The organism is Pseudomonas sp. NyZ480 (assembly GCF_029537255.1).
GTDB lineage: Bacteria > Pseudomonadota > Gammaproteobacteria > Pseudomonadales > Pseudomonadaceae > Aquipseudomonas > Aquipseudomonas taiwanensis.
Window position 1 is genome coordinate 234,453 of sequence record NZ_CP120626.1, and the last position, 15,960, is coordinate 250,412.

Genomic DNA, 15,960 nt, shown 5'->3' on the forward strand with positions numbered 1-15,960 from the left:
TGGCGGCACCGGCAGCGGTGCCTGATCCTGGAGTGTAGTCGGCTTATTCGTCGTCGCCTTGATACGCCTCAGGGGGAAGCTCCGGCAACGCGCGCAAGGCTGTTTCGTACCACTCACCGTCGAACGGACGGTCTTCATCGAGCATGTTGTCGATTTCAATGGCCAGCACATGGGCCATGAGGTTGAGGATGTCTTCGCGCGCGTAACCCACCAGGGTCAGCTTGTTGAACGTGGCCTTGGCAGCGGGCGGCTCGCCGCTTTCGATCTGGTTCTCGATAGCCTGGGTCAGCGTCGCTTCGGCGAACGCTTCTTCGTCGTCATTGTCGATGTCGGTGGGCTCGCTCATGGCGGTACTCCTGTAGTGGGGCATACAGTTTGCCACGCCTTGGCTGGTCATGCCTGGCTGTTCAGTCTATAAAAGCCGGGCCAACCCCACACGGCCTGGAGGCTGTCAACCAATGCTCAAGCTTCATGGATTCTCGGTCAGCAACTACTACAACATGGTCAAGCTGGCGCTGCTGGAGAAAGAAATCCCCTTCGAAGAGGTGCCGTTCTTCGGCGGCCAGCTGCCCAATGCCTTGGCCATCAGCCCGCGTGGCAAGGTGCCGGTGCTGGAGACTGAGCACGGTTTCCTGAGCGAAACCAGCGTCATCCTGGACTACATCGAGCAGACGCAGGGCGGTAAGCCATTGCTGCCTGCCGATGCGTTTGCCCAGGCCAAGGTGCGTGAGCTGCTCAAGGAAATCGAGCTGTATATAGAGTTGCCCGCGCGTACCTGCTATGCCGAGTCGTTCTTCGGTATGGCGGTCGAGCCATTGATCAAGGAGCGTGCGCGCGCCGATCTGCTGGCGGGGTTCGCCACACTCAAGCGCAACGGGCGTTTCGCGCCCTATGTCGCGGGCGAGCAGATGACCATCGCCGACCTGATGTTCTGCTTCTCGGTGGACCTGGCTTGTGCCGTGGGCAAGAAGGTGCTGGGCATCGACTTCCTGGCGGACTTCCCGCAGGCGAAGGCGTTGCTGGGTCAAATGAATGAGAACCCGCACATGGCGCGGATCGTGGCGGACAAGGAGGCGGCGATGCCGGCGTTCAGGGAGATGGTGCGCAGCGGTAAGCGCTGAAAGCAATCGCCGGCAAGCCGGCTCCTACAGGTCGCACATCCACTGTAGGAGCCGGCTTGCCGGCGATCGAGTGCCTTAGCGCGAAGCCAGCAGGGCCTTGCCGCGCGCCACCGCAGCACGCACCTGGGCAGGTGCGGTGCCGCCAATGTGGTTACGGGCATTCACCGACCCTTCCAGGGTCAACACGGCGAACACGTCCTGTTCGATCTGGTCGCTGAACTGGCGCAGTTCGTCCAGGCTCATCTCGGCCAGGTCCTTGCCAGTGTCGACGCCGTACTTCACGGCATGGCCCACGATTTCGTGGCAATCACGGAACGGCAAGCCGCGGCGTACCAGGTAGTCCGCCAGGTCGGTCGCGGTGGAGAAGCCGCGCAGCGCCGCCTCGCGCATGATGGCATGGCGTGGCTTGATGGCCGGGATCATGTCGGCGAAGGCACGCAGCGAGTCGCGCAGGGTGTCGGCAGCGTCGAACAGCGGCTCTTTGTCTTCCTGGTTGTCCTTGTTGTAGGCCAGCGGCTGGCCTTTCATCAGGGTCAGCAGGCCGGTCAGGGCGCCGAACACACGGCCGCTCTTGCCGCGCACCAGTTCCGGCACGTCCGGGTTCTTCTTCTGCGGCATGATCGAGCTGCCGGTGCAGAAACGATCGGGCAGGTCGATGAACTGGAACTGGGCGCTGGTCCATAGCACCAGCTCCTCGGAGAAGCGCGACAGGTGCATCATGGCCAGGCTGGCGGCGGCGCAGAACTCAATGGCGAAGTCGCGGTCCGAGACGCCGTCCAGCGAGTTGCCGGCCACGGCCTCGAAGCCCAGCAGCTTGCAGGTCAGTTCGCGGTCGATCGGGTAGGTGGTGCCGGCCAGCGCCGCGCTGCCCAGGGGCATGCGGTTGGTGCGCTTGCGGCAGTCGACCAGACGCTCGTAGTCGCGGCTGAGCATTTCGAACCAGGCCAGCAGGTGGTGGCCGAAGGTAACGGGCTGGGCCGTCTGCAGATGAGTGAAGCCGGGCATGATGGTTTCGGCTTCGCGCTCGGCCTGCTCCAGCAGGCCCTGCTGCAGGCGGGTGATCTCGGCCAGGATCAGGTCGATCTCGTCGCGCAGCCACAGGCGAATGTCGGTGGCGACCTGGTCGTTGCGGCTACGGCCGGTGTGCAGCTTCTTGCCGGTGATGCCAATACGATCGGTCAGGCGAGCTTCGATGTTCATGTGCACGTCTTCCAGGTCGACGCGCCAGTCGAAGTTGCCGGCCTCGATTTCAGCCTGGATGGTTTTCAGGCCATCGACGATGGCATCGCGCTCGGCATCGGTGAGGACGCCGACCTGCGCCAGCATGGTGGCGTGGGCGATCGAACCCATGATGTCGTGGCGGTACAGGCGCTTGTCGAAATCGACCGAGGCGGTGAAACGGGCGACGAAGGCGTCGACGGGCTCACTGAAGCGGCCGCCCCAGGACTGATTGGTCTTGTCGGTGCTCATGGATTCACTCATTGAAGGCGTGAACGAAAAAAGTGGCGCCGATGATAACAGGGTTGGGCTGGCCGCCGTAGGACGCCGGTCGAGAGAAATATCGAGAAAATACCCGCAGGCGGGGAGGCCAGCGATATTTGACGATTGAACGGCAGTGTTCCACGGACCGTCTACAGTTGGACAAAGGACTGGCAACGAATATGCCGGCCTAGTGAATCTTTGGCCATCGCACCGGTCTAGAGCGTGACCGCAGTGTCGCTCGAACCATACCTGTCTACGCTATACCTGTGCGAGACTCACTCAGGAATCCAGCGCAATTATGAATGTCCTGATCGTTGATGACGAACCCCAGGCCCGCGAACGCCTAACACGGCTGCTTGGCGAACTGGAGGGTTACACCGTGCTGGAGCCCAGCGCCACCAACGGCGAGGAGGCCTTGGCCCTGATCGAAAGCCTCAAGCCCGACGTGGTCCTGCTGGACATCGGCATGCCAGGCCTTGACGGCTTGCAGGTGGCCGCCCGCCTGTGCGAGCGCGAGGCTCCGCCGTCGGTGGTGTTCAGCACCGGCGACGATGAATACGGTAGCGAGGCGTTCAAGGGCAGCGCGCTCAGCCATGTGACCAAACCGATTCAGCCCCAGGCGCTGCGCGAGGCGCTGCGCAAGGCCGAAAAGCCCAACCGCGCCCAGTTGGCAGCGCTTACCCGACCGGGCAGCGAAGGGGGCGGCCCGCGCAGCCATATCAGTGCGCGAACCCGCAAGGGCATCGAGCTGATCCCTTTACCCCAGGTCATCTACTTCATTGCCGACCACAAGTACGTCACCTTGCGTCATGAAGCAGGCGAGGTGCTGCTCGACGAGCCCCTCAAGGCACTCGAGGACGAATTCGGCGAGCGGTTCGTACGCATTCACCGCAACGCGCTGGTCGCCCGCGAGCGTATCGAGCGCTTGCAACGCACGCCGCTAGGGCACTTCCAGCTGTTTCTCAAGGGGCTGGAAGGCGATGCCCTGACAGTCAGCCGCCGCCATGTCGCTGGCGTGCGCAAGATGATGCAGACGCTCTAAGCGCGTCTCGTCGGCAAGTCGGCTGCGACCACGCCCAAGCCGGCTTGCCGACGATAGCCCCGCAACAGGCCGCGCCAGACGAGCGATTGACCCGCATCTGCTAGCGAAGCCGGCGGAGCTGTTATCATCGGCGGCATTTCTCTGGTTCGGGGCGTTCCATGTCCACTCGCGAAATCCGCATTGCCACCCGTAAAAGTGCCTTGGCCCTGTGGCAGGCCGAATACGTCAAAGCCCGTCTGGAGCAGGCCCATCCAGGTCTGCTGGTTACGCTGGTGCCCATGGTCAGCCGGGGCGACAAGCTGCTCGACGCGCCTTTGGCGAAAATCGGCGGCAAGGGCCTGTTCGTCAAGGAGCTGGAAACCGCCTTGCTGGACAACGAGGCCGACATCGCCGTGCATTCCATGAAGGATGTACCGATGGATTTCCCCGAGGGCCTGGGCCTTTATTGCATCTGCGAGCGTGAAGACCCGCGCGATGCCTTCGTTTCCAATACCTTCGCCAGCCTGGAGGCACTGCCGGCCGGCAGCATCGTCGGCACTTCGAGTCTGCGCCGTCAGGCGCAATTACTGGCGCGTCGTCCTGACCTTCAGATCCGTTTCCTGCGTGGCAACGTCAATACTCGCCTGGCCAAGCTCGACGCCGGTGAGTACGACGCGATCATCCTCGCCGCGGCGGGTCTGATTCGCCTGGGCTTCGAAGACCGTATCACCTCGACCATCAGCGTCGATGACAGCCTGCCGGCAGGCGGCCAGGGCGCGGTTGGCATCGAATGCCGCAGCGCCGACATCGAGATTCATGCTCTGCTGGCACCGCTACACCACGTCGACACCGCTGACCGCGTGGTGGCCGAGCGGGCCCTGAACAAGCGACTCAATGGCGGTTGCCAGGTGCCCATTGCCTGCTACGCGGTGCTCGAAGGAGAGCAGTTGTGGCTGCGCGGGCTGGTCGGCCAGCCAAGCGGAGGTACCTTGCTGGTGGCCGATGCCCGTGCTCCCCGCTCCCAGGCCGAGACGCTCGGTGTTCGGGTGGCTGAAGACCTGCTGGGCCAGGGTGCCGAGGCAATTCTCAAGGAAGTCTACGGCGAGGCGGGTCACCCGTGAGCCCCTGGCGCCTGTTGCTGACCCGGCCCGAAGAGGACTGCGCGGCACTGGCGCAGAGCCTGCTTGCCGCAGGAATAGCCAGTAGTTGTCTGCCGTTGCTAGCGATCGAGCCAGTTGCGCTGGATGACGGTCGACGTCAGTTGCTGGCCGATCTGCACCGTTACCAGGCAATCATCGTGGTCAGCAAGCCGGCGGCCCGGTTGCTGCTCGAACGGTTGGCGGAGGTCGGCTTGCCCCTCCCGGAGCGCGGCTGGTTCACGGTAGGCGAGGCGACCGCTCAGGTGCTGCGCGAGGCGGGGGCGTACGTGACTTGCCCGCCACGGGGCGATGACAGCGAGGCCTTGTTGGCGCTCCCTGAATTGCGTGAAGCCATCGAGGCGTCTGCGCCGCGGGTTCTGATCGTTCGTGGCAAGGGAGGTCGCGAACTGCTCTGCGAGCGTCTTGGAGAGCAAGGTGCTAGTGTCGATTATCTGGAACTGTATCGTCGATGCCTGCCAGAGTATCCGGCGGGCACGTTGCTGCGTCGCATCGAAGCGGAACGCCTCAATGGGCTGATGGTCAGCAGTGGGCAAGGTCTTGAACATCTGCGGCAAATGGCGGGCGCCGACTGGGCCAAGCTCGCGCAACTGCCGCTGTTCGTGCCAAGCCCCCGAGTCGCCGAGCAGGCCAGGGCCGCTGGGGCTCAACAGGTTGTGGATTGCCGTGGCGCCAGTGCCGCGGCCTTGCTGGCAGCCGTGCAGCGCAGCGCTGCACCTGCCTCTTAAGGCGCTAAGCTCAGAGCGATGCGCCCCCATGCAAAGGATGGATACGTGAGCGAAACTGTCTTGTCCAACAATGATCAACCGTCGGCACAGGCGCCGGCGGATCCTGTCAGCACGACACCCACCAAACGTTCCGGTAATGGCCTGGCCCTGCTTGCTCTGCTGCTGGGTGCGGCCGGTGTGGCAGTGGGCGGCTGGGGTGTCTGGCAAGTGCGGCAGCTGCAAGGCAGCGAGCAAGGCCAGGGACAGCACCTGGAGGCACTGACCTTGCGCGCCGAGGCATTGCAGCAGCGCGAGCAGCAGATCAGCGCGCAGCTGGCCAGCCTGCCGGCAGCCAGCGAGTTGGAAGACCGCCGTCGTCTGGTGGCCCAGCTGCAAAGTGATCAGCAGCGCCTGAGTCAGCGTCTGGAGACCGTGCTCGGTGAGAGCCGCAAGGAATGGCGCCTGGCCGAGGCCGAGCACCTGCTGCGTCTGGCTACCCTGCGTCTGTCGGCGTTGCAGGACATCACCAGCGCCAAGGCCCTGGTCGAAGGGGCCGACGAAATCCTCCGCGAGCAGAGCGACCCGGGTGCCTTCGCGGCTCGCGAGCAACTGGCACGCAGCCTCGCGACGCTCAACAGCACCCAGCAGCCGGACCGCACCGGGCTATTCCTCAAGCTTGCCGCCCAACGTGAACTGGTGCAGCAGCTCAGTGCCCAGTCCCCAGAATTCGATAGCAACGCCGATGCGCTGGGCGCCTTGACCTCCGACGGCGATGGCGCCAGTCGCTGGTCGCAGTGGTGGGCAGAGATATCCAAGTATTTCCAGATCGACTTCAACGCCGATGAAAATGTGCGGCCCTTGCTGGCCGGGCAGTCGCTCAACCAGCTTCGCCTGGCCCTGAGCCTGACCATCGAGCAGGCCCAATGGGCGGCGCTCAACGGCGAGGCCAAGGTGTACGACCAGGCTCTGGACGATGCTCGCAGCGTGCTGCTGGCCAACTTCAATGCCGACAACCCACAAAGCAAGGCGATGCTCGAGAGCCTCAATGAACTGGCCGCACAGCCGGTCTCGGTCGTTACCCCTGACCTGAGTGAAAGCCTTGCTGCCGTGCAGGCCTACATCCAGCGCCGCCATCTGCCCGCCGAGGCTGAAGGGGGCAAACCATGAAGCGCGTCTACTTGCTGGCGGTGCTGGCCATCGTGGTCGCAGCAGCGCTGGGCATTGCTGTCGCCAAGCACAGCGGCTATGTGCTGATCTCCTACGGCAGCTTCCGCTATCAATCGGGGCTCTGGGCGGCTTTGGCAGCATTGCTCGTGATCGTTGCGCTGCTGTGGTTGCTGCGTTACCTGGTTGGCCTGGTGCTGACGTCTTCCGGTGTAGTCAACCCATGGTCGCGGCGCAATCGTAGTCGGCGTATCCGCCTGGCGGTCGAACAGGGTCAACTCGACCTCGCCGAGGGACGCTGGGCCAGTGCGCAGCGTCACCTGCATCGAGCCGCCGAGGCCGAGCGCCAGCCTTTGCTGTACTACCTCGGCGCTGCCCGCGCCGCCAACGAGCTTGGGCGTACGGAAGACAGCGACAACCTGCTGGAGCGCGCTCTTGAGCGTCAGCCCCAGGCTGAGTTGGCGGTGGCCTTGACCCATGCCCAGCTGCAGATGGACCGTGGCGACAGTGATGGCGCCCTGGAAACCCTGCTGGCGATGCACGAGCGCCACCCGCACAACGGCCAGGTGCTGCGTTTGCTGCAACGCCTGTATCTCGAGCGTGGCGACTGGTCGGCGCTGATCCGTCTGCTGCCTGAGTTGCGCAAGGGCAAGGTGCTGCCCGCCGATGAACTCGCCGCGCTGGAGCAACGCGCCTGGGGCCAGAACCTGAGCCTGGCAGCGACCCGCGGTGAAGATCCAGGCAGCGCGCGCCAGTCACTGGAACGGGCCTGGCAGCAACTGACCTCGGCACAGCGTCAGGAGCCGCAGTTGGTGCTGGCCTACGCCGAGCAACTGCGGCAGGTGGGCGCCCAGGGTGAAGCTGAGCAGGTGCTGCGCAACGCTCTGAAGCGCGAATACGAAAGCCACCTGGCCCGCCTCTACGGGCTGGTACGTGGCGATGACCCCGCGCGGCAGCTGCAAACTGCCGAGGGCTGGCTCAGGGCCCATCCACAAGACCCAAGCTTGTTGCTGACATTGGGGCGCCTGAGCTTGCAGAACCGCCTCTGGGGCAAGGCGCGCGATTACCTGGAGAGCAGCCTGCGGATGGAGCGCAACCCTGAAGCCTGTGCTGAACTGGCCCGTCTATTGGCAGGCCTGGGTGAAACCGAGCGCAGCAATCAGCTGTTCCAGGAAGGCTTGGGTCTGTTGGACGAGCGCCTCTTGGCCTTGCCGCTGCCGGAGAGCGTTCGCGCTTGACCGACCCATGGGCCCGCGCCAAGGCGCGGGTTCACGGGCCGGGTAACTTATCTTCTTCTGTAAGCTGGTTCTGCAGTCCATTTCTTCGGAGTTTTCCTACTGCACGACTGGAAAATTCTCTGCTATTCAGCGACTTGTCACGCCTGTAGCGCCTTGAAACAAAGCGCGCGTTTCCTCTACCGTTTCAGGCCATGTCACTGACCCTGGGACTCTCACTGCCCATGCTGCCGGCCCGTTTGCGCACCTATTTCGTTCCTGCATGCCTTGCATCGTTGGCCGTGCTGCTGGCGTCTTTCCATCTGGAGCACGCGCTTGGGCTGGTTCCTTGCCCGCTGTGCTTCAGCCAGCGTCTGCTGCTTGGCCTCTATTCGCTCGCGGGCCTCTGCGCGGTGTTGCATTTCCCTGGGCCATCGGGGCAGCTTCGCTACTCACGGGCGATGCTCGCTTTCGCTGGCAGCGGGGCCTTGCTCGCCGGGCGGCATGTCTGGTTGCAAGGTGATGAGACGGTGCACGGTTGCCCGCTGCCGTTCCTGCAGGTGCTGGAGCGGTCCTGGAGCGAGGCTGCACGGCAGTTGCTGCTGGGAGGCCCTGACTGCAACTCGCTGACTTGGAGTTTTCTCGAGCTGACGCTGCCAGAATGGAGCCTCTTGGCCTTCCTGCTCCTGGCGGCGCTGCCCTTGAGCTGCCTGCTGGCGTATCGTTTCCGCACACTGAGCAAAGCTTGATCCAGAGCAAGGCCGACCCTGCAGCGCGACCAATGGTGCTGAGAAAGGGTATTAAACACTTGTATGAACTTTGTCCGCTGCGTACCTTGAAGCTCAGCACGCGCGGGAATAATCTCCCAGCACGCATACCGAAAACACAACTGCTCGATGCCGTCCTGCTGATGTCACCTTTGTGCTGCACGGTCGTGGTGCGAGGTGCAGCGGCATCTACCCAGAAGGGATGAGAACGCCATGCTCGATAGTTGTCAGAACGCTCAGGAACGCTGGGGTGGGGTTCACAAGCTGATCGACCGCTGGCTGAAAGAGCGCCAGGACCTGGTGCAGGCTTTCCGCAATTTGCGGGACGTCAAGCCAGCTTTTGCCGACAAGGACAAGAACCGCGATTTCTGCGCGATCCTGGTCGATTACGTTTCGGCGTGGCACTTCGAAGTGTGTGAGCAACTGGTCAGCGAGGCGAAGGCCTTCGGTGATGAGAAAGCGCTGAAGCTCGCCGAAGAAATCAACCCGCGGATCAACGACATCACTCAGATCGCCATCGCCTTCAACGACCACTGCGAAAAGGGCGAGTGCAAGGACACCGAGCGCTTTGCCGAGAAACTGGGCAAGCTGGGCAGCCTGTTGCACGAGCGCTTCGAACTCGAAGACTGCCTGATCGAAGTGCTGCATAACGCGCACAGCCAAGAGGATGTTGTCCAGGCCTGATGGCGTGGATCAGTTGGCCACCGACAGCAACTCGATTTCGAACACCAGTGGTGTGTAGGGCGCAATCAGATCACCTGCGCCCTCGGCACCGTAAGCTTTTGCCGAAGGGATCACCAAGCGCCATTTCGCACCTGTCTTCATGTGCGGTAATGCCACCTGCCAGCCTTCGATCACCGAGTCCAGGCTGAACCATTGCGGCTGCTGGTTCTGGTCGAACACAGAGCCATCCGGCAATCGGCCTACGTAACGCACCTGTACCTTGCCCCCGGCCTTGGGTTGAGCGCCTGTACCGCTTTGCAATTCACTGTAGAGCACGCCTTCTGGCAACTCGTGCACGCCAGCGCGTGCCCGTTCGTTGGCCATGAAGCGCGTTTCCACTGCCTGCAGTTTGTCCGCTTCAGCCTGCTCGACGGCGCTGCCTGCCTGTTCTTCATGCTGCTGGAGGATGGCCTGCATCCGCGCTTTGTCGAGCTTCAGCGGCTGGCCTTGATAGGACTGGCGCAGGCCTTCGATCAGGGCATCCAGCTGCAACCCGGGCATTTCCTGGCGCAAGCGCTCACCCAGGCTGGCGCCAAGGCTGTAGGCGAGATCCTGGTCGTTGGCAGGAGGGGTGTCAGGGTTGGCCAGGGCAGCGGTGGCCAGAAGGCAAAGGCCGAATAAAAGATGACGAGACATGCTCAACTCCTGCTCCAATGAGCGGGGAAGTATGCCAGCCCTGTTGTCGATGGATGTGTAAATATCAGCAACGATTTATTAAGCAACTACACTTGCACGGAGCTGCAAGATAACAACTTTGCCCAGGCATGCAACGCGGCGCCATCGATACTGTCAACATGCCCTAGCGGCGGTAGCAGCAGAAGCATAGTATGAGCCGCAATCTCGTCAGCCAGGAGGTAAACCATGTCGGCTAAGAAGAAGCCAGTCAGTACGCCGTTGCACCTGCTCCAGCAACTTTCGGGCAGCCTGCTCGAACATTTGGAAGACGCCTGCTCCCAAGCGCTGGCGGATGCTGAGAAACTGCTGGCCAAGTTGGAAAAACAACGCGTAAAGGCCCAGGAAAAACTGCATAACGGTCGCCTGAAGTTGCAGGACGCGGCCAAGGCAGGCAAAGCCAAGGCCCAGAGCAAAGCGCACAAAGCCATTGGCGAACTTGAAGAGTTGCTCGATTCGCTCAAAGACCGTCAATCGCAGACACGTACTTATATCCAACAACTCAAGCGCGATGCTCAGGAAAGCCTGAAACTGGCCCAGGGTGTTGGCAAGGTTCGTGAAGCCGTGAGCAAGGCGCTCGACCAGCGTGCAGTGGCCACTAAAGCCAAGCCTGCGGTTGCCAAGGCGCCGGCGAAGGCTGCCGCTAAACCAGCCGCTGCCAAATCTCCTGCCAAAGCGGCTGCTGCGAAAGCCCCAGCCAGGACTGCTGCCGCCAAGCCAGCTGCTGCGAAAGCTCCAGCCAAGACTGCTGCCGCCAAGCCAACTGCTTCGAAAGCTCCAGCCAAGACTGCTGCCGCCAAGCCCGCCGCTGCGAAAGCCCCAGCCAGGACTGCTGCTGCCAAGCCCGCCGCTGCGAAAGCCCCCGCCAAGGCTGCTGCTGCCAAGCCCGCCGCTGCGAAAGCCCCCGCCAAGGCTGCTGCCGCCAAGCCCGCCGCTGCGAAAGCCCCCGCCAAGGCTGCTGCTGCCAAGCCAGCTGCTGCGAAAGCCCCAGCCAAGACTGCTGCTGCGAAAGCCCCAGCCAAGACTGCTGCTGCCAAGCCAGCTGCTGCGAAAGCTCCAGCCAAGGCGACTGCTACCAAGCCAGCTGCTGCGAAAGCCCCCGCCAAGGCAACTGCTGCCAAGCCGGCGGCTACCAAGGCGCCAGCCAAAGCCACTGCTGCCAAGCCAGCCGCTGCCAAAGCTCCCGTCAAAGCTGCTACCGCCAAGCCAACTGCTGCCAAGGCGCCAGCCAAGCCAGCCGTCAGCCAGGCACCTGAAGCCAAGCCGGCCTCACCCGCACCCGCGACCAATTCGGCCGCTCCCGCCCCATCGCCGGCACCTGTGAGTACTGCTGTTCAGGCGCCGTCCTCGGCGTCCTGAGTCCCTGCGGCCGCGACGCGCAATCGAACCAGCGCGTCGTGGCTTCGGGCCTGGTCCGGCACGAGCAGGGCCAGCCAATCCTCCGTACGCTCACCAGCGTCCGCGGGCCATTGTTGCGAACGCTGCTGCAAGCGTTCGAGCAGCGCCTTCTCTGCCTGCAGTTCCAGCCCCTTGACCTGTTCGCGCAGCGCCAGCAACTGCGGGTCGCTCGTCGCCGCTTCACGCCATTGCTGGCGAAGGTGGCGCAGTGGGGCCACTACCTCGCGTTGCCAGGGGGCGGCCAATTCACGCAAGGCACCCACGCGCGCGCGACTGGCTGCCACTCCACGTATTTGCAGCCAGGTGCCACACAGCAACAGGCAGACATCGGCCCCTGACGCTTGCAGTGCCAGGCAGGCCTGTTCCACACCAGGCCGGGCGTACAAAGCGAGGGCGTGATTCCATAGGTCGGTGTACATGATTCCACTCACGCTACGGGCCGAGGAAGCTGGTAGACTCCGCGACCATCATGATCAGACTATCCAACCTCACTTTACAGCGTGGTCCGCAGCGCTTGCTAGAAGGCGCCGAGATGACCCTGCACGCCGGTCACAAGGCCGGCCTGATCGGCGCCAACGGTGCCGGAAAATCCAGCCTGTTCGCCCTGCTGCGCGGTGAGCTATCGCCCGATGCCGGTGACTGCCAGCTGCCGGGCGACTGGCGCATAGCCCACATGCGCCAGGAGGTCGATACCCTCGACCGGGTTGCCGTGGACTATGTGCTCGATGGCGATGTCCGCCTGCGCAAGGTCCAGGCTGAACTCGCCGCCGCCGAGGCTGCCCACGACGGCACCGCGCTGGCGCGCCTGCACAGTGAGCTGGACAGCGCCGACGGCTATACCGCCGATGCCCGTGCGCGCAAGCTGCTTGCCGGCCTGGGGTTCACCAACGAGCAGATGGACCGCCGCGTAGGCGATTTCTCTGGTGGCTGGCGGATGCGCCTCAACCTGGCCCAGGCACTGATGTGCCCATCCGACCTGTTGCTGCTCGACGAACCGACCAACCACCTGGACCTCGATGCGATCCTGTGGCTGGAGGACTGGCTCAAAGGTTACCCCGGCACACTATTGCTGATTTCCCATGACCGCGATTTCCTCGACGCCGTGGTCGATCACGTTCTGCATGTCGAGCAGCGCAAGCTCAACCTGTACAAGGGCGGCTACACGGCTTTCGAGCGCACCCGTGCCGAACGCCTGGCGCAGCAGCAGCAGGCCTATGAGAAGCAACAGGCCCAGCGTGCGCACATGGAGAAGTACATCGCTCGTTTCAAGGCCCAGGCCACCAAGGCTCGCCAGGCGCAGAGCCGGATCAAGGCCCTGGAGCGCATGGAAGAGCTGTCGGCGGCACATGTCGATTCGCCGTTCGACTTCGTCTTCCGCGAGTCGGAGAAAATCTCCAGTCCGTTGCTGGACCTGTCCGAAGGGCGTCTGGGCTACGGCGACAAGGCGATCCTGGAAAAGGTCAAGCTGCAACTGGCGCCGGGTGCCCGCATCGGTCTGCTCGGCCCTAACGGTGCCGGTAAGTCGACCTTGATCAAGAACCTCGCCGGTGAGTTGCAGCCATTGGGCGGGCGCCTGGTGCGCGGCGAAAACCTGGCCGTCGGCTACTTCGCCCAGCACCAACTCGACTCCCTCGACGACAAGGCCAGCCCGCTGCTTCACCTGCAGCGGATTGCCCCGACCGAGCGCGAGCAGACGTTGCGCGACTTCCTTGGCGGCTTCGACTTCCATGGCGACCGTGTCGACGAGCCGGTGGTGAATTTCTCCGGTGGCGAGAAGGCGCGCCTGGCCCTGGCCCTGATCGCCTGGGAACGCCCGAACCTGTTGTTGCTCGACGAACCGACCAACCACCTCGACCTGGAAATGCGCCTGGCTCTGACCATGGCGCTGCAGGAGTTTGCCGGTGCCGTGGTAGTGGTCTCCCACGACCGTCACCTGCTCAAGAGCACCACCAACGATTTCCTGCTGGTGGCCGATGGCAAGGTCGACACCTTCGATGGCGATCTGGACGACTACAGCCGCTGGCTGGTCGATTACCGCCAGCGCAGCGCGCCGGTCAACAGCACGGTGGCCAACCCGGACAAGACCGACAAGAAGGCCCAGCGCCAGGCAGCAGCGGCCCTGCGTCAGCAACTGGCGCCGCACAAGCGTGCGGCCGAGAAGCTCGAGGCCGAGCTCAATCAGGTGCACAGCCAGCTGGCCGAAATTGAGACCGCGCTGGGCGATGGCGGACTGTACGACGCAGCACGCAAGGACGAGTTGCGTGACCTGCTGGCCCGTCAGAGCAAGCTCAAGCAGCGCGAAGGCGAGCTGGAGGAAGCCTGGATGGAAGCCCTGGAGACTCTGGAAAGCATGCAGGCCGAACTCGAGGCGCTGTCCTGATGGAGGAGCTGCGCTCGCTGTTGCCGGGGCAATGGATGGATACCTTCTGGCTTGGGCTGCAGATACTGCTGATTCTGGTCGTAGCGTTCGTCCTTCAGCGTATCGTGGCCCGTGGCCTCAGCCGCCTGGGCCAGCGTTACCCCTTGCCGCCGGAGCTGCTGATGCCTGTGCGTGGTGGTCTGCGCTGGCTGATCATGGGCAGTGCACTGCTGTTCGTGCTGGAGCGCATGGGGGTATCGGCGACGGTGTTGTGGACGGCGTTGTCCGGCTTCGTCGCCGTCGCTGCGGTGGCGTTCTTCGCCATGTGGAGCGTGTTGTCCAACCTGCTGTGTGCGGTGTTGATCTTCACCGTCGGGCCGTTTCGCATCGGTGATGTGGTCGAACTGGTCGATAACCTCGACAAACCTGGCGTCAAAGGTCGGGTGATCGCTATCAACCTGCTGTTCACCACGCTGATGGAAATGCCCGAGGCCGGTGGTGCGCTGGTGCAGGTACCCAATAGTCAGTTCTTCCAGAAGTCGGTACGTCGCTGGCGGGGAACCGAGGTGCAGTCCCTCCAGCAAGACGCTTCGGTCGAGGCGGACTGAGTTGTCCGAGGCGGCCGTGTCGTTGTGTTCCGGCGATACAAATCCTTCAGAAAGCACTGGTTATTTTTTCGCCAACACCTTAGCTTAATGTTTTGCAACAAATGTTCGAGCGAGGTGTGTGATGTCGATGGAAGTGTGGTTGGGCTTCTTTGCCGCGTGCTGGGTCATCAGCCTGTCGCCGGGTGCGGGGGCGATCGCCTCCATGTCCAGTGGGCTGCAGTACGGTTTCTGGCGCGGTTACTGGAATGCCCTGGGCCTGCAACTGGGCCTGATCATGCAGATCGCCATCATTGCCGCCGGTGTCGGCGCCATCCTTGCAGCCTCTGCCACCGCCTTCCAGGTCATCAAGTGGTTTGGCGTGTTCTACCTTGTCTACCTGGCCTATCGGCAATGGCAGGCGTTGCCGATGGACATGTCCGACGAGTCGGGAGTGCGCCCCATCGGTAAGCCGCTGAGCCTGGTGTTCCGTGGTTTTCTGGTGAACGTCAGCAACCCCAAGGCACTGGTGTTCATGCTGGCGGTACTGCCGCAGTTCATCAATCCGCACGCGCCGCTGCTGCCGCAGTATGTGGCGATCACCATAACGATGGTCACCGTCGACATGCTGGTGATGGCCGGATACACCGGATTGGCTTCGCGGGTGTTGCGCCTGCTGCGTACGCCTAAGCAACAGAAGCGCCTGAACCGCACCTTTGCCGGGTTGTTCATCGGCGCGGCGACTTTCCTGGCCACCTTGCGTCGTGCGCCGCTCTGATTGAGCGTGGGCTGCCGTGCAGCCCATCTCCTTGCACCGACCCGCGACTCGACCGTGTCTATTTCTGCCGGTCCATCAACCCCTTGAGCAGGTCCAGCGGCAAGGGGAAGACGATGGTCGAGCTCTTGTCTCCAGCAATCGTCCCCAGGGTCTGCATGTAGCGCAGTTGCATGGCCCCTGGCTCCTTGCTGAGCATCTGCGCGGCCTGCATCAGTTTTTCCGAAGCCTGCAACTCCCCTTCGGCATGGATCACCTTGGCCCGCCGCTCACGCTCGGCCTCGGCCTGGCGGGCAATGGCCCGGACCATCGACTCGTTCAGGTCGACATGCTTGATCTCGACGTTGGCTACCTTGATGCCCCAGGCATCGGTTTGCGCGTCCAGCACTTGGCGAATGTCCGAGTTGAGTTGCTCGCGCTCGGCCAGCAACTCATCAAGCTCATGTTTACCGAGCACAGCGCGCAGGGTGGTCTGGGCCAGCTGGCTGGTGGCGACGAGGAAATCCTCCACCTGGATGATCGCCTTTTGCGGGTCCAGTACGCGGAAGTACAGCACGGCGTTTACCTTGACCGAGACGTTGTCGCGGGTGATCACGTCTTGCGGTGGAACGTCGAGTACCACCGTGCGCAAGTCGACCCTGACCATCTGTTGTATCACTGGAATCAACAGGATCAGTCCAGGCCCTTTGACCTGCCAGAAGCGCCCCAGCTGGAACACCACACCACGCTCATACTCGCGCAGGATGCGAAACGCCGAGAGCAGCAAAACCGCCAGCAACATCAGCAGGGCACCGAAGCCCAATTGCATGAACATCA

At 63.1% G+C, this 15,960-nt stretch carries 17 protein-coding genes; 12 read left to right on the plus strand and 5 right to left on the minus strand.

Going from position 1 to position 15,960, the window contains the following annotated elements; all coding sequences use genetic code 11:
• Nucleotides 1–43: 43 nt before the first annotated feature.
• Nucleotides 44–346 (minus strand): hypothetical protein, encoded by a 303-nt coding sequence (locus tag P3R38_RS01035; RefSeq protein WP_023378119.1) that lies wholly within the window; start codon nucleotides 344–346, stop codon nucleotides 44–46.
• 112 nt (nucleotides 347–458) lie between these two features.
• Here P3R38_RS01035 and P3R38_RS01040 point away from each other — a divergent pair, with 112 nt between their 5' ends.
• A complete protein-coding gene (locus tag P3R38_RS01040) occupies nucleotides 459–1,121 on the plus strand; it encodes a glutathione S-transferase (RefSeq protein ID WP_023378120.1) in 663 nt (220 codons plus the stop codon).
• A gap of 75 nt (nucleotides 1,122–1,196) precedes the next feature.
• Here P3R38_RS01040 and argH read toward each other — a convergent pair whose 3' ends face one another.
• A complete protein-coding gene (gene argH, locus P3R38_RS01045) occupies nucleotides 1,197–2,591 on the minus strand; it encodes an argininosuccinate lyase (RefSeq protein WP_023378121.1) in 1,395 nt (464 codons plus the stop codon).
• A gap of 310 nt (nucleotides 2,592–2,901) precedes the next feature.
• Here argH and P3R38_RS01050 point away from each other — a divergent pair, with 310 nt between their 5' ends.
• The 7 genes from P3R38_RS01050 to P3R38_RS01080 all read left to right on the plus strand — a co-directional run bounded on the left by P3R38_RS01050 (nucleotide 2,902) and on the right by P3R38_RS01080 (nucleotide 9,317).
• Nucleotides 2,902–3,645: a LytTR family DNA-binding domain-containing protein gene (locus P3R38_RS01050; protein ID WP_023378122.1), complete on the plus strand. Its 744-nt coding sequence runs from the start codon at nucleotides 2,902–2,904 to the stop codon at nucleotides 3,643–3,645.
• A 158-nt stretch (nucleotides 3,646–3,803) separates the two neighbouring features.
• Entirely contained in the window at nucleotides 3,804–4,745 is a 942-nt protein-coding gene (hemC, locus tag P3R38_RS01055; protein WP_277686748.1) for a hydroxymethylbilane synthase, read from the plus strand.
• A complete protein-coding gene (locus tag P3R38_RS01060; RefSeq protein ID WP_023378124.1) occupies nucleotides 4,742–5,509 on the plus strand; it encodes a uroporphyrinogen-III synthase in 768 nt (255 codons plus the stop codon). Before hemC ends, P3R38_RS01060 begins: the two co-directional genes overlap by 4 nt.
• Nucleotides 5,510–5,554: 45 nt before the next feature.
• On the plus strand, nucleotides 5,555–6,655 hold the full coding sequence (locus P3R38_RS01065; RefSeq protein WP_023378125.1) for a uroporphyrinogen-III C-methyltransferase: 1,101 nt from the start codon (nucleotides 5,555–5,557) through the stop codon (nucleotides 6,653–6,655).
• Entirely contained in the window at nucleotides 6,652–7,890 is a 1,239-nt protein-coding gene (locus P3R38_RS01070) for a heme biosynthesis protein HemY (RefSeq protein ID WP_277686749.1), read from the plus strand. The genes P3R38_RS01065 and P3R38_RS01070 overlap by 4 nt, the downstream gene beginning before the upstream one ends.
• Before the next feature lie 221 nt (nucleotides 7,891–8,111).
• Nucleotides 8,112–8,615: a disulfide bond formation protein B gene (locus tag P3R38_RS01075; RefSeq protein ID WP_023378127.1), complete on the plus strand. Its 504-nt coding sequence runs from the start codon at nucleotides 8,112–8,114 to the stop codon at nucleotides 8,613–8,615.
• Nucleotides 8,616–8,846: 231 nt separating this feature from the next.
• The gene (locus tag P3R38_RS01080) at nucleotides 8,847–9,317 is read left to right on the plus strand and encodes an Rsd/AlgQ family anti-sigma factor (protein ID WP_023378128.1); all 471 of its coding nucleotides are present in this window, start codon (nucleotides 8,847–8,849) and stop codon (nucleotides 9,315–9,317) included.
• 9 nt (nucleotides 9,318–9,326) lie between these two features.
• On the opposite strand, the gene P3R38_RS01085 is transcribed toward P3R38_RS01080, so the two are convergent.
• Nucleotides 9,327–9,992 (minus strand): FKBP-type peptidyl-prolyl cis-trans isomerase, encoded by a 666-nt coding sequence (locus P3R38_RS01085; RefSeq protein WP_023378129.1) that lies wholly within the window; start codon nucleotides 9,990–9,992, stop codon nucleotides 9,327–9,329.
• A 225-nt stretch (nucleotides 9,993–10,217) separates the two neighbouring features.
• On the opposite strand from P3R38_RS01085, the gene P3R38_RS01090 reads away from it, so the two are divergent.
• A complete protein-coding gene (locus P3R38_RS01090) occupies nucleotides 10,218–11,387 on the plus strand; it encodes an AlgP family protein (protein WP_277686750.1) in 1,170 nt (389 codons plus the stop codon).
• Here P3R38_RS01090 and P3R38_RS01095 read toward each other — a convergent pair.
• The gene (locus tag P3R38_RS01095) at nucleotides 11,363–11,845 is read right to left on the minus strand and encodes a TIGR02444 family protein (protein WP_023378131.1); all 483 of its coding nucleotides are present in this window, start codon (nucleotides 11,843–11,845) and stop codon (nucleotides 11,363–11,365) included. The two genes, P3R38_RS01090 and P3R38_RS01095, sit on opposite strands and share 25 nt — an antisense overlap.
• Nucleotides 11,846–11,895: 50 nt before the next feature.
• Here P3R38_RS01095 and P3R38_RS01100 point away from each other — a divergent pair, with 50 nt between their 5' ends.
• The 3 genes from P3R38_RS01100 (at nucleotide 11,896) to P3R38_RS01110 (ending at nucleotide 15,147) form a co-directional block, all read left to right on the plus strand.
• Nucleotides 11,896–13,806 carry an ATP-binding cassette domain-containing protein gene (locus P3R38_RS01100; protein WP_104882301.1) on the plus strand — a complete coding sequence of 637 codons (1,911 nt, stop codon included), beginning with the start codon at nucleotides 11,896–11,898 and terminating at the stop codon, nucleotides 13,804–13,806.
• Nucleotides 13,806–14,393 carry a mechanosensitive ion channel family protein gene (locus P3R38_RS01105; RefSeq protein ID WP_277686751.1) on the plus strand — a complete coding sequence of 196 codons (588 nt, stop codon included), beginning with the start codon at nucleotides 13,806–13,808 and terminating at the stop codon, nucleotides 14,391–14,393. The genes P3R38_RS01100 and P3R38_RS01105 overlap by 1 nt, the downstream gene beginning before the upstream one ends.
• Before the next feature lie 121 nt (nucleotides 14,394–14,514).
• A complete protein-coding gene (locus P3R38_RS01110; protein WP_023378134.1) occupies nucleotides 14,515–15,147 on the plus strand; it encodes a LysE family transporter in 633 nt (210 codons plus the stop codon).
• Nucleotides 15,148–15,205: 58 nt separating this feature from the next.
• Here the strand turns inward: P3R38_RS01110 and P3R38_RS01115 are convergent, their stop codons facing one another.
• Nucleotides 15,206–15,958, minus strand: coding sequence for a slipin family protein (locus tag P3R38_RS01115; RefSeq protein WP_023378135.1), 753 nt, complete (start codon nucleotides 15,956–15,958; stop codon nucleotides 15,206–15,208).
• Nucleotides 15,959–15,960: the final 2 nt, after the last annotated feature.

What these genes read in the sequence shown, in the direction of transcription:
- P3R38_RS01035 (WP_023378119.1), bottom strand. Translation starts at nt 346, where the DNA reads ATGAGCGAGCCCACCGACATCGACAATGACGACGAAGAAGCGTTCGCC.
- P3R38_RS01040 (WP_023378120.1), top strand. Translation starts at nt 459, where the DNA reads ATGCTCAAGCTTCATGGATTCTCGGTCAGCAACTACTACAACATGGTC.
- argH (WP_023378121.1), bottom strand. Translation starts at nt 2,591, where the DNA reads ATGAGCACCGACAAGACCAATCAGTCCTGGGGCGGCCGCTTCAGTGAG.
- P3R38_RS01050 (WP_023378122.1), top strand. Translation starts at nt 2,902, where the DNA reads ATGAATGTCCTGATCGTTGATGACGAACCCCAGGCCCGCGAACGCCTA.
- hemC (WP_277686748.1), top strand. Translation starts at nt 3,804, where the DNA reads ATGTCCACTCGCGAAATCCGCATTGCCACCCGTAAAAGTGCCTTGGCC.
- P3R38_RS01070 (WP_277686749.1), top strand. Translation starts at nt 6,652, where the DNA reads ATGAAGCGCGTCTACTTGCTGGCGGTGCTGGCCATCGTGGTCGCAGCA.
- P3R38_RS01075 (WP_023378127.1), top strand. Translation starts at nt 8,112, where the DNA reads ATGCTGCCGGCCCGTTTGCGCACCTATTTCGTTCCTGCATGCCTTGCA.
- P3R38_RS01080 (WP_023378128.1), top strand. Translation starts at nt 8,847, where the DNA reads ATGCTCGATAGTTGTCAGAACGCTCAGGAACGCTGGGGTGGGGTTCAC.
- P3R38_RS01085 (WP_023378129.1), bottom strand. Translation starts at nt 9,992, where the DNA reads ATGTCTCGTCATCTTTTATTCGGCCTTTGCCTTCTGGCCACCGCTGCC.
- P3R38_RS01090 (WP_277686750.1), top strand. Translation starts at nt 10,218, where the DNA reads ATGTCGGCTAAGAAGAAGCCAGTCAGTACGCCGTTGCACCTGCTCCAG.
- P3R38_RS01095 (WP_023378131.1), bottom strand. Translation starts at nt 11,845, where the DNA reads ATGTACACCGACCTATGGAATCACGCCCTCGCTTTGTACGCCCGGCCT.
- P3R38_RS01100 (WP_104882301.1), top strand. Translation starts at nt 11,896, where the DNA reads ATGATCAGACTATCCAACCTCACTTTACAGCGTGGTCCGCAGCGCTTG.
- P3R38_RS01105 (WP_277686751.1), top strand. Translation starts at nt 13,806, where the DNA reads ATGGAGGAGCTGCGCTCGCTGTTGCCGGGGCAATGGATGGATACCTTC.
- P3R38_RS01110 (WP_023378134.1), top strand. Translation starts at nt 14,515, where the DNA reads ATGTCGATGGAAGTGTGGTTGGGCTTCTTTGCCGCGTGCTGGGTCATC.
- P3R38_RS01115 (WP_023378135.1), bottom strand. Translation starts at nt 15,958, where the DNA reads ATGTTCATGCAATTGGGCTTCGGTGCCCTGCTGATGTTGCTGGCGGTT.